This window comes from Planktothrix paucivesiculata PCC 9631 (assembly GCF_900009265.2).
GTDB classification, from domain to species: Bacteria; Cyanobacteriota; Cyanobacteriia; order Cyanobacteriales; family Microcoleaceae; genus Planktothrix; species Planktothrix paucivesiculata.
On sequence record NZ_LR734982.1, the window covers coordinates 117627 to 129946 of the forward strand.

Genomic DNA, 12320 nt, shown 5'->3' on the forward strand with positions numbered 1-12320 from the left:
TAATTCAATATTGATTTTCAGGTGGGTTTACGCAAGTTATAACTCACCTTATTTTTTTTAGAATTTATCCACACCTCAAGAAACCGGGTTTCTGACAACAACTTTGGGATAGAATCAAGATTTTTTTAGAAACCCGGTTTCTGTGTTGCTTGAATATAGTGTTTTGCGGGGTGTAGCCCATCGCACACTGCTATAAATCATCGCGAGACAGTAACGTTGCCCAAAAATAGCCATATCCCATAAAACTTTGATTAAGCATACTGAGCGCTAATTTCCTATAAACTGGTATAACTCTGGATGGACTTTCTAAAAACCATAATTCAGGTAAATACATCAAAATTGGTAAATGTCCTAAAGGAGCATCGGGACTTTCATTAATTTTATTGAAAGAGAAAGAAAACCAGCCATAGTTTAATTTCCACTCCCCTACACGCTGACAAAATTCTTTCCAGACTTGTTCATCATAAGTAGAAGTACCTCCTAACTCTCGATAAATTCTCTTTTGTGTAGTAAAACCAAATTTATTATCACTATAAGATGACCAAAGTTGATTAATGGTTTTGAGGTCTTGTGAGGGAAAGCTGATAACATCAGTAACTTGGAGTTTACCTTTATTATTTTCTCCCATAATTTTACACATGATTTCTGTTGTTTCCCAATCAGCGGCATACCAATTTTTAGTTTTTAAGAACCGTTCTAAGTTTCGATAATCAATTCCACAGACCGAAAGTAATTCAATCGGCTTAGATCTAGTTTCAATAACAGAAAAAGTCTGATCGCTTCCTAGCATTTTTAGCCATTCCTGCATAGATTGGGGACGATCACTAGAGTTCAATTCTAAGCCTTTCAAAATAGCTTTACTAACAGCATTACTAATTACACGGTTTAAGCTTTTTGGTACTTTTATTTTTTTAATTAACTCTCTTTTTTCAGGGCTTTCTTGTGCATATTTACCTGTAACGAGATAATATAAAGTTGCAGCTAAAGCATATATATCGATGGTCGGTTGACAATTTCCTTGCTTTTGTTCAGGAGCAATAAACTGAGGATGGCCATAATTATTCAAGTCTAAGCTCTGAGGTGAAATTTCTATTGCTAGTCCCAAATCAATTAATATGGGTTTATCCTTATCACTAATGATAATATTACCAGGATGAACATCTCGATGAACAAATCCATTTTGATGAAGAATATCTAACGCTTCACCTATTTTTAAGATATATTTTAAAGCAACTTCTTCAGAAAGATTCTTTTGACTCTTAACTATATCCTTCAAACTTTCACCACAAACTAAGTCCATGACAATACAGGGAATAGAAAACTCTTCATCTTCTTCATCAAATAAATCTGTTACTTGAACAATATTAAGATTTTGAGGTAATTTTTTTAAGATTTGAGCTTCTTTAATAAATGCAACTGTATACTTACTATAATTTACATCTTTAATTAAGTCATCATTTGGGGTTTTAATAACAACCGAATCGTTTAATTTTAGGTGTAGTGCTTTGTAGGTTACAGCAAAGCCTCCTCGCCCGATCTGCTTTTCAATTATATACTTACCATTATTTAACTCTTTTCCTGGATTCCAAGTCATTTATTAAGTCCTCAATATTGTTTTTATTATAGTCTTCTGATTGCGCTCAAGCGCAACAACGGGTTTTACTAAATTTAGGGTGAATTTGGGTTATATATTTTGCCTTGATAATGTTAGTTGAAGGTGCGATCGCTCACTCCAAACACCGCACCGTCAAATGTTAACTCACCCCTAATTTTTACGACTGGGAAACACCCGCAAGGCATTTTCCAGGACAGAAACATTAACTCGCATTCCCACGGGTAAAGCGGTTGTAGCACTGGTTCGGGCGATGAGTTCCCGACCGGATGGAACCTGTAAACTATAGTGATTTTCCCGTCCGAGAAATTGGCGATCGCGAATCACAACCGGGGCGTTATCATCGGGTTTAAGAATAAAATCCTCTTGCCGTACCATTAATTCCACCCGGTCTAATTCCTCCCAATCGGGGGTAACAGCATCCACAAGATATGGGTTAATCGCAAAACAACCCACTTCTGTTTCCCAAAAATCTCCCCGACGTTTGGCGGGAATAAAATTAGCTTGGGTGACAAATTCTGCCACGAACCGAGAGGCGGGTTGGCGATAAATTGCTTCAGGCGTGCCAAACTGTTCTAAGCGTCCGTTTTGCATTACCGCTACCCAATCGGAAATTGCTAGGGCTTCTTCTTGGTCATGGGTGACAAAAATTGCGGTGGTTCCTGCTACTTTTAAAATATCCCGTAATTCCTGCCGCAATCTTAACCGCACCTGCACATCTAAATTACTTAAAGGTTCATCTAATAAGACTAAAGCCGGATGGGGAGCTAAGGCGCGGGCTAGGGCGACCCGTTGTTGTTGTCCTCCCGAAAGTTCATGGGGATAGCGTTTTTCATAACCCGATAATCCGACTAATTCTAAAACTTCTGCTACCCGTCTGTTAATCCCTAAACTAGATTTTTTCTTAGTATTTTTTAAGCCAAAGGCAATATTTTTGGCAACGGTTAAATGGGGAAATAGGGCATAATCCTGAAACACCATTCCCACATCCCGTTGTTCTGGCGGTATCCAATAGTCCAAGCCCGCCACTTCCCGCCCCGCTAGGGTAATGGTTCCGGTGTCCGGCTGTTCAAATCCGGCAATCATTCGCAATAAGGTAGTTTTCCCACACCCAGAAGGGCCTAATAGGCCTAAAATATCCCCTTCATGTAAGTCTAGGTTAACGGCTTGAACGGCTGGGGTCTGGTTGTGAGGAAACTGTTTACCGACGTCCTCTAAATGCAGAATTACAGATTGAGTCATCTTTACAGGCATTAATTTGATCTTAGGGTTCAACGGTACTGTTGAAACTAATATTGCTGAAACTTCATTCTAATTATACCCCCTTTTTAGGATATATTCTCACTAAGACTTGATTAAATTTTAGGAGTGCTTATTTGTGTCCCTATTCTCCGTTAAGTCCAGCCTCAAAGCTTTGCGTAGTTTGAAGCTGGACGTTTGGACTATTTTTGTGGTGGCGATCGCAGTGTTGATCGCTACTCCCGTATTATTTGTATTAAGCAGTATTTTCACCAATTCGGCTGAAGTCTGGAACCATTTAAGCTCAACGGTTCTCCCCGGCTATATCCTTAATTCCTTATTGCTAATCTTTGGCGTTGGCAGCATCGTCTTGCTGTTGGGCGTGAGTAGTGCTTGGTTAGTCACCATGTGTCGGTTTCCGGGGAGCCGTATGTTTGAATGGGGGTTGTTAATTCCCCTAGCGGCCCCTAGTTATATTCTTGCCTATGTGTACACCGAATGGTTAGAATTTTATGGCCCGGTGCAAACCCTACTCCGAAATATCTTTGGATGGAGCAGTATGGATGAATATTGGTTTCCTGATATTCGTTCTATTTGGGGGGCAATTTTTTTATTATCTTTAACTTTATATCCCTACGTTTATTTATTAACTAGAGTTGCTTTTTTAGAACAATCCACTTGTACCTTAGAAGCCAGTCGTTCCCTCGGTTGTAACCCTTGGAAAAGCTTTTTTACCGTAGCTTTACCCCTAGCCCGTCCCTCTATTATTGCGGGATTATCCCTAGCATTAATGGAAACCTTAAACGATTTTGGAACCGTTCAATATTTCGGGGTTGATACCTTTACAACCGGAATTTATCGAACTTGGTTTGGCATGGGAGAACGGGTTGCTGCTTCCCAATTAGCCGCAGTTTTAATGTTATTTATCTTAGGATTAATTCTACTAGAACTTTGGTCACGTCATCAAGCCCAATATTATCAAACCGGAAATCGCTTTCAATCATTAAACCCGTTTAAACTCACCGGATTTAGGGCGGGATTAGCCTTTTCTATCTGTTTATTTCCGATTATTTTAGGGTTTCTGGTTCCTAGTATTATTTTATTAAAAATGACCTTAGAAAATTTAGAAACCTTTTTCAATACTGAGTTTTGGAGTTATGCCTTACACAGTTTAACTTTAGCAACGATTAGCGGACTATTAGCGGTTCTCATCGCCTTAATTATGGCCTATGGTGTCCGATTAAATTCTAATTCTCTGATGCGATTATCTACCCGTATTGCTGCTATGGGATATGCCATTCCTGGTTCGGTAATTGCGGTAGGGATTTTAATTCCGATTGGTCGATTAGATAATGCAATTGATGGGGTGATGCGGTCTACCTTTGGTATTTCTACGGGGTTGTTATTGAGTGGCACAATTATCGCTTTAATTTATGCCTATTTAGTCCGATTTTTAGCGGTTTCTTTTGGGACAGTAGAATCGAGTTTAAGTAAAATCAAACCTAATTTAGATGAAGCTGCGCGTAGCTTAGGATATGGAGCGACGGGTACTTTAATTAAGGTACATACTCCGATTATGTGGAGTGGGTTATTAACAGCCGGAATGTTAACATTTGTCGATGTCATGAAGGAGTTATCAGCAACTTTAGTGATTCGTCCCTTCAATTTTGATACCTTAGCAGTTCGGGTCTATAATTTAGCCTCAGATGAACGATTGGCTGAAGCCGCCACCCCCGCATTAGCGATTGTTTTAGTCGGGATGATTCCGGTTATTTTCTTGAGTTTAAAAATAGCTCAATCCCATCGTTCATAATTAACAGGACTTACGCACCCAACCAAAGAAACCGGGGTTTTTTCCGAAAATATTTCGTTGTGACCCACATATTATCTAAAAAACTCGGTTTCTCGGTCTCAATGCGTAAGTTATAATTAAGTTGTTGTTAGGGCGTACACTATGCTTAAACACCCTAGGAGATTTGGTTAATAAATTTAGCGACAATTTTAACGAATTCTGAGGTCGATTCATAGGGTAAAACGTTGCGCCCTGGAATCATAGCAGATTGGCAATTTTTCCAGCCTTTTTCATAAAGTTGACAGCGTTGTTCGGGAGTTTCTGAAAATCCACTGCGACTAATACTAGATGCAGTTGTGCCAAAAACTGCTAGGGTGGGAATAGAAATTTCTGCCATAATATCCGTATAGTTTTGTCGCCAAAATCCAGCTAAAAATGAATAAACGGCATAACGAGTTTGAGCATTTTTAGCTCCTGTTTCTAATAGGTCTAACCAATTTTTATCGACATCTTCGGCTTGAGCAAACAGTTGACGAATGGAAAAGGATTGGATAAATTGACGACGACGAGCATAGAGCCAGAATAAATTGCCAATGGGAGAATCAAAGAATAGATTCCAGGCAAGTTTTTGTTGTTTTTCTGAACCAGGTTCGCTCATGACTCGCCAAGCTGGGGGGCCGGATAATATTAATCCTTGAATTAAGTTAGAATTAGATTGGTTTTGGAGTTGGGTGAGGGCGATCGCAACGGGTAACAAAGCGCCTTGTACTACAATAATAACAGGTTTTTGAATAACATTTTCCAAAAAATAATGCAATTGTTCTGCCCAATCCTGGGGATAATAAGCAACTTTCGGAATTTCAGACTTTCCACAACCGATTAAATCAGGATTATAAATGGTATAATTTAACCCTTGTTGCCGTGATTCTTGACAGAATCGATACCAAAAATTTCCCGATAATCCGACTCCAATCGGATGAATTAATAGTAATGAAATATCCTGATTATTGGGATTAACAGGCGGATAATATTCATAGGAACATTGATATCCCTGCCAATTATAGAATTTATCTTCAGAACTAAATGGGGAAGATGGGGGAGTAGCTTTCATAAATATCTGTAAATAATCAATTGAATTAATTTTACAGATTATATTAACATCTATTCCGAAACAGGGCTACGCCATGCTATGGGTAGCTGCGTAAGCCCTGCTAAAGTTAACGACGGTACTCTAACCCAACTGTCCAACAAAAGTTTTTACTCGTAGCGGCGGGTTCTGTAGTAAATTATGATACTTACAGATAACTTTGATAAACCTGTCCATTTTCCACGATCACATACTCCCGTAAATCTCAGTTTTTTAATAAATTCTTATATAAGAATCACGAATAATCAGTAAAAATTATGTAATTAACTATACTCAGTTCATGTTGATACTGAGTATAATGATGAGTAGTAGTATTTTTTTTAGTCAGACAAGGAGGTTTTCAATGGGAAATGAGGTAATTAAAGAAATGGCTAATGCTGCCGGATGTGCGTTCGGTAAAACAATCGCTAATGCGGCGGTATCTGCGTTAGTAGGTTCAACAATCACTACGGCTGCGGGATCTGCTGGGTTAGGCAGTTCGATTGTTGTTGCTACAGTACCTACAGCTGTTACATCTGTAGTATCTGCTGGCGGTTTGGCAGGTTTTTTTGGTATTACGACAACTGTTACATCTATAGTAGCTGCTCCAGTTACTGTACCAATTGCGGGAGTTATAGCAGTAGGAGCTTTACTCACCTATGGGGGAGTGGAAACTTATAAGTTTTTAAATAGTTAAGACGGACAAAACGGAGCCTAAATTTTAAAATCAAGTGGGGATAGGGCAGGTTTTGATCATTTGTTTGTGGGTAGCAAATATTTAGGAGAAACCTCCCTAAAAAGATAAACATAAAAAATACCGTCCTCAACTCAAGTTAACGACGGCGTGGGAAGATAGAATTTTGTTCTTAGCGACGAATATCCATTAAATTAGCATTAACCATGGTTGTATTTTCTAACGTCGCTCCGGCTAAATCGGAAGCGGTTAAATTTGCACCCGTGAGATTGGCATTGGTTAAATCGGCATCGCGTAAATTAACACCACTGACATCAAATCCGTATAAACTGCCTTCTTGTAGTTTCACTTGACCTAAATTAGCAACAGATTGTTGAGCATTTCTCAGGTTAGCACCCGTTAAATCTGCACTTTCTAAATTTGCTCCAATCAAATTAGCATGACTCAAATTAGCATTATTCAAATTAGCAATCACTAAACCCGCTAAACTCAAGTTAGAATGGCTTAAATTAGATTTCTCTAAATTAGCCCCATGTAATTTAGCTGCAACGAGATTGGCACTTTCTAAATTCGCCTCGGTCAATACAGCCCGATTAAAATTCACTTCATTTAGATTAGCGCCCTGTAAATTAACTCCTTTCAAGTTGGCATCCCGAAGATTAGCACCCTGAAGATTCACACCTGGTAACTGAGCGCCACTGAGATCACATCCAGGGCAGTTTTTGGTTTCCAATAGCTGCTTGAGATGGGCGGGGTTCTCGGCTTGAGCGGGAACAGTTAAACCCAAGATCATCATGACTACTGTGGTGGCTACTGTTGCGAATTTCATACCCACACCCTCAAAAAACTTTATCTTCTACATCATCTATTATTATCGGCCATCGGGGTATGCGTGAAATCCCAGTTGTATGTGATATTATTTTGATCCCCGTGTGACGGAAATCACTGAGAAAAACCGTTGTTATTGATACAGGCCCCTCTAAACCACAATCTTTCGGATTAAATCCCCTAACTGTTGGGCACTGTTGGGAATGGCGACGGAGGCGGTGGCTTGGGCCATTTGTTGTAACTGTTCGGGTGATTGTAACAGATACAAAACTTTACTCGCTAATAAGTCTGCGGTCAAGTCCTTTTGTTGAAACATCCACGCCGCACCCGCCCCGGTAAAAACTTTAGCGTTATAGGTTTGATGGTCTTCGGCAGCAAAGGGATAGGGAATTAAAATTGATGGAGTGTGGGTAATGGCTAATTCCGTTAAGGTTCCTGCCCCTGCCCGACTCACGGCTAAAGTCGCCCGTTGAAACAGGGCTGCCATATCGTTATAAAAAGGCATTTTAATATATTGAGGATGGTTTAACACCTGGACATCGGGATCATTATTTCCCGTTAAATGGACGACCCACGCCCCGGCTGCAAACCAACTAGGGGCTGCCTCTCGGACTAACTTATTCACACTCACCGCCCCCTGACTTCCCCCCACCACCACAATAACTGGAACATCATCGGGGAGGAAAAAAGATAAGGGGGCAGAGGTCTGGAGAAAGTTGGAACGCACGGGAGTTCCGACAACAACGGTACGAGTACGGGGAAGGGAGGGAACGGCCGCTTCAAACCCCAAACCCACAGCATCACACCAGGGGCCAAAATTGCGCGTTACTTTTCCCGGTAAAGCGTTGGACTCATGGAGAATTACGGGCAGACCCAGGGAACGAGCCGCAATAATCGCAGGGGCTGCAATATAGCCTCCGGTGGTGAACACTCCGCGAAATTTACCTTTTTTCAGGAGATGGCGAACTTGCACCAGGGAACGGGCGAATTTGACTAAAATCTTCAAGGTTCCTAAACCCAAGGGTTTCTGGAAACCTTCAACAGATATGGTATGGAGGGGATATTGGGATGGGACTAATTCTCGTTCGAGGCGATCGGGCACACCTAACCATTCTATCTCAAAATCCGACAGGTTTTCGGCGGTGGCGATCGCCGGAAATAAATGTCCACCTGTCCCACTGGCGGCAATGAGTAAGCGAATGGGTGTCTGACTCAAGTGTTCTCCCCTAGAATCCGTTCAAATTTGTGTTACAGCTTTTTAAGCTACCATAAAACTTACACGAAATCGCTATTCTTAATCTTGAAATTCAGATGACAAATTTTCCCATCACTCAACGGCAATCTTTTCAGAACAGGTATGGTGTACAGACGCGCTATTCATGGGCAAAGCCGTTATTTTCCGTAGTTCTAGGAACGATACTTTGGGGAATGGGTACGGGAATTTCCCCACGGGCGAATGCCGAAACCCCAGAAACAGCCCCCGCCAATGTGACTAATCTTTTAAATCAAATTGATGCCGCCGCTAATCGTCGAGATGTGGAAAAGGTCATGGGATTTTATGGCTCAGATTTTACTAATTCCGACGGTTTAGACTATCAAAGTTTGAGACAAGTTCTTAAAGATTTTTGGAATAGATATTCTCAGCTTAATTATCGCACAGAATTACAATCTTGGCAACAAAATGGTGATATTTTAACCACAACAACGATTACGGAAATTACGGGAACTAAAAAAATTGATAATCGTGAGTTTGCCTTAACCTCCACCATCACATCGGAGCAACAAATTCAAGGGGAAAAAATTATTAAACAGGAAATTATAGCAGAAAAAAATCAACTCACATTAGGGAAAAAACCGCCAACGGTAGTTTTTAATATTCCCGAACAAGTTAAAGCGGGTCAAGAATTTAATATTGATGCCATTGTCCAAGAACCTTTAGATAATGATATTTTAATTGGAACCGCCATTACACAACCTATCACCTTAGAAGCCTATAATGATTCGGGTCTTTTACAATTAGAATTTTTACCCTCTGGCGGTATTTTTAAGGTGGGTCAAGCGTCTAATACCGTCGGAAATAATTGGATTTCTGTAATTTTAATGCGTCAAGGAGGAGTAACCTTACTCACGCAACGTTTACGAGTAGTTAAATAATCAATCATCAGTTGTAGGGGCGGGTTCATCAAGATTTAGGTGATTAACAAAAATCTAAAATAACTCGCCCGTACCAGTTATCAGTTTATTACCCAATTCGTAATTCCTAATGATTCCCTTATTAGAGGTTAAAAATCTAGCCGTTAAGTTCTTTACCCTTGATGGGGTAATTCATGCAGTGAATGAAATTTCCTATCAAGTTTATCCCGGGGAAACCCTAGGAATTGTCGGGGAGTCGGGGTCAGGAAAAAGTATTAGCGTCCTATCGATTTTAGGGTTAATTCCATCACCGCCAGGGAAAATTACCCAAGGTGAAATATTATTTGAAGGTAAAAATTTAATTCAATTCAATCCTCAACAATTACAACAACTTAGGGGTCATGAAATTTCCATGATTTTTCAAGACCCGATGACTTCCCTAAACCCGGTTTTAACTATTGAAAAACAACTTACTGAAGCTCTACAAATTCATCTTAAATTAACATCAGAACAAGCTAAAAACCGAGCTATTCAACTGTTGAAACAGGTGGGAATTTCTAGCCCAGAAAAACGCTTAAAAAGTTATCCCCATGAATTTTCAGGGGGAATGCGTCAACGGGTAATGATTGCCATGGGTTTAGGATGTCAACCTAAATTATTAATCGCAGATGAACCTACAACCGCCTTAGATGTAACGGTACAAGCTCAAGTTGTAGAATTAGTTAAACAACTCAAAAATACACAGGGAATGTCCGTAATTTGGATTACCCATGACTTAGCATTATTAGCAGGATTAGCTGATAGAATTATAGTGATGTATGCGGGGCAAATTGTGGAACAAGCCACGGTTCATCAACTCTATAAAAACCCTCGTCATCCCTATACAATTGGACTATTAGAAAGTTTACCTCGACTGGATCAAATTCGTCAAGAACCCTTAAAAGCTATTGAAGGAACTCCTCCTAATTTAATTGATTATCCCCCAGGATGTCCCTTTGCTCCGCGATGTCGATTTGCGATTGAATATTGTTTTCAAGAAAATCCTATGTTGGAATTGATTGAAACCGAGCATCAAGTCGCTTGTTGGGTGAAACCAACTTAATAATAACTTTATTCCTACTCTAAAAATGTCCATCCTAATTTATCATATTACCGACTTTAACAATCTTCCTTCTATTTTAGAGAGTCGGGGATTAATGTCCAAGAATCAACAATTTAAAAACTCTATAAAATATATTAATATTTCTCACGATAGCATACAAGATAGAAGAAATAGACAAAATGTTCCTTGCGGAAGTTATGGCACATTACATGATTATGTTCCTTTCTATTTTGCTCCTCGTTCTCCCATGCTTTATACGATTAATAGAGGAAATGTTCAAAGCTATAAAGATGGACAAAATTCGATTATTCATCTAGTTGTAGAAGTCGATGAAATTATAGAGTCAGAAATTCCCTTTGTATTTACTGATGGTCATGCTATCATGGAATATTCGGATTTTTATACTGATCTTAATGATTTAAGAATGATTGATTGGGACGTGATGGAGTTAACGTATTGGCATGATACGGATGATGATCCTAATCGCAAATGTCGTAGACAAGCTGAGTTTTTAATTTATCAATTCTGTCCTTGGGGTTTGATTAAAGAAATTGGTGTAATCAACTTTAGTATGCAAAGTCAGGTTCAGAAAATTTTACAAAACTTTGAACAAAAAACTCCTGTTTGGGTGTATCCTCAATGGTATTATTAATGTATATTAATCAAAAAATTATTGAACAAACACAGCAATTAAAGAAATGATTAAGTTTGAGCAAGGAAACCTTTTGACAGCCAATACTGAAGCCCTAGTTAACACCGTAAATTGTGTTGGTGTCATGGGCAAAGGAATTGCCTTGCAATTTAAACAAGGTTTTCCCGAAAACTTTCTTCAATACAAAAGAGCTTGTAATGTCAAGCAAGTTCAACCGGGTAAACTGTTTACCTTTGCAACTGGAAATCTATTTAATCCTAAATACATCATCAATTTTCCAACTAAATTGCATTGGCGTGAAAAATCCAAACTAGAATACATCGAAGTAGGATTAAAAGCATTAATAGAAGAAATTAAACAACTTAAAATTCAATCTGTTGCTATTCCTCCATTGGGCTGTGGGAATGGAGGATTAAATTGGATAGACGTTAAACCACTTATTTTAGAGGCATTTGCAGAATTACCAGAGATACAAGTTCTAATTTTTGAACCGATAGGCGCGCCAAAAGCTGATCAAATTCAGGTGACAACAGAAACACCTAAAATGACCCGTTCTCGTGCTTTGTTTATTCGTCTGTTGGAATTATATGGAATTCCGGGATATCGCTTAACAAAATTAGAAATTCAGAAACTAGCTTATTTTCTACAGGTAGCAGGTGAAGATTTAAAATTGCGTTATGAAAAGCATAAATTTGGCCCTTATGCAGATAACTTAAACCATGTTTTACAAGTATTAGATGGTCATTTTATCCAAGGTTATGGTGATAGAAGTAAAAACTCCGAGATGTATGTTTTACCAGAAGGTCAAGCCGTAGCACAAGAATTCTTAGAACAACATCCTAATGCTAATAATCGCCTTGAACGAGTGCAGTGTTTAATTGAAGGATTTGAAACTCCCTACGGGTTAGAAATGTTAGCAACGGTTCACTGGGTAACAATAGAAGATACCCAAGCCGCAATAGATTGTGAACAGGCGATTAGGAGAGTACAAGAATGGAGTGAACGCAAACGTCAAATATTTAAACCTCACCATTTGTGTAAAGCCTGGGAACGTTTATATGAACAAAAGTGGTTAAATTGATAGCAAAATCAAGATTTTAGTTAATCTGATCATTGACTATGTTTATTTAATAATATTTTTT

The 12320-nt window shown here is 39.1% G+C and carries 11 protein-coding genes; 6 read left to right on the forward strand and 5 right to left on the reverse strand.

The features are described from left to right. Window positions 1-190: 190 nt before the first annotated feature. Both PL9631_RS00585 and PL9631_RS00590 read right to left on the reverse strand, forming a co-directional pair. Complete coding sequence (locus PL9631_RS00585) at window positions 191-1594, reverse strand: serine/threonine-protein kinase (protein ID WP_083616105.1); 1404 nt, start codon at window positions 1592-1594, stop codon at window positions 191-193. A 171-nt stretch (window positions 1595-1765) separates the two neighbouring features. Then, complete coding sequence (locus PL9631_RS00590) at window positions 1766-2854, reverse strand: ABC transporter ATP-binding protein (protein ID WP_083616106.1); 1089 nt, start codon at window positions 2852-2854, stop codon at window positions 1766-1768. A gap of 136 nt (window positions 2855-2990) precedes the next feature. On the opposite strand from PL9631_RS00590, the gene PL9631_RS00595 reads away from it, so the two are divergent. Continuing rightward, the gene (locus PL9631_RS00595; RefSeq protein WP_083616107.1) at window positions 2991-4664 is read left to right on the forward strand and encodes an ABC transporter permease; all 1674 of its coding nucleotides are present in this window, start codon (window positions 2991-2993) and stop codon (window positions 4662-4664) included. A 154-nt stretch (window positions 4665-4818) separates the two neighbouring features. On the opposite strand, the gene PL9631_RS00600 is transcribed toward PL9631_RS00595, so the two are convergent. Next, window positions 4819-5754 carry an alpha/beta fold hydrolase gene (locus PL9631_RS00600; RefSeq protein WP_083616108.1) on the reverse strand — a complete coding sequence of 312 codons (936 nt, stop codon included), beginning with the start codon at window positions 5752-5754 and terminating at the stop codon, window positions 4819-4821. 334 nt (window positions 5755-6088) lie between these two features. Here PL9631_RS00600 and PL9631_RS00605 point away from each other — a divergent pair, with 334 nt between their 5' ends. Then, window positions 6089-6466, forward strand: coding sequence for a hypothetical protein (locus PL9631_RS00605; protein ID WP_156090396.1), 378 nt, complete (start codon window positions 6089-6091; stop codon window positions 6464-6466). Between the two features lie 169 nt (window positions 6467-6635). Here the strand turns inward: PL9631_RS00605 and PL9631_RS00610 are convergent, their stop codons facing one another. Both PL9631_RS00610 and murG read right to left on the reverse strand, forming a co-directional pair. Continuing rightward, window positions 6636-7292: a pentapeptide repeat-containing protein gene (locus PL9631_RS00610; protein ID WP_083616110.1), complete on the reverse strand. Its 657-nt coding sequence runs from the start codon at window positions 7290-7292 to the stop codon at window positions 6636-6638. Window positions 7293-7442: 150 nt separating this feature from the next. Then, window positions 7443-8507: an undecaprenyldiphospho-muramoylpentapeptide beta-N-acetylglucosaminyltransferase gene (gene murG, locus PL9631_RS00615; protein WP_083616111.1), complete on the reverse strand. Its 1065-nt coding sequence runs from the start codon at window positions 8505-8507 to the stop codon at window positions 7443-7445. 95 nt (window positions 8508-8602) lie between these two features. Here murG and PL9631_RS00620 point away from each other — a divergent pair, with 95 nt between their 5' ends. The 4 genes from PL9631_RS00620 (at window position 8603) to darG (ending at window position 12259) form a co-directional block, all read left to right on the forward strand. Then, entirely contained in the window at window positions 8603-9445 is an 843-nt protein-coding gene (locus tag PL9631_RS00620) for a hypothetical protein (protein ID WP_083616112.1), read from the forward strand. A 109-nt stretch (window positions 9446-9554) separates the two neighbouring features. Beyond that, window positions 9555-10526 (forward strand): ABC transporter ATP-binding protein, encoded by a 972-nt coding sequence (locus PL9631_RS00625; RefSeq protein WP_083616113.1) that lies wholly within the window; start codon window positions 9555-9557, stop codon window positions 10524-10526. Between the two features lie 25 nt (window positions 10527-10551). After that, window positions 10552-11178 carry a type II toxin-antitoxin system toxin DNA ADP-ribosyl transferase DarT gene (darT, locus tag PL9631_RS00630; RefSeq protein ID WP_083616114.1) on the forward strand — a complete coding sequence of 209 codons (627 nt, stop codon included), beginning with the start codon at window positions 10552-10554 and terminating at the stop codon, window positions 11176-11178. A 46-nt stretch (window positions 11179-11224) separates the two neighbouring features. Next, complete coding sequence (darG, locus tag PL9631_RS00635) at window positions 11225-12259, forward strand: type II toxin-antitoxin system antitoxin DNA ADP-ribosyl glycohydrolase DarG (RefSeq protein ID WP_083616115.1); 1035 nt, start codon at window positions 11225-11227, stop codon at window positions 12257-12259. The last annotated feature ends 61 nt before the right edge of the window (window positions 12260-12320 follow it).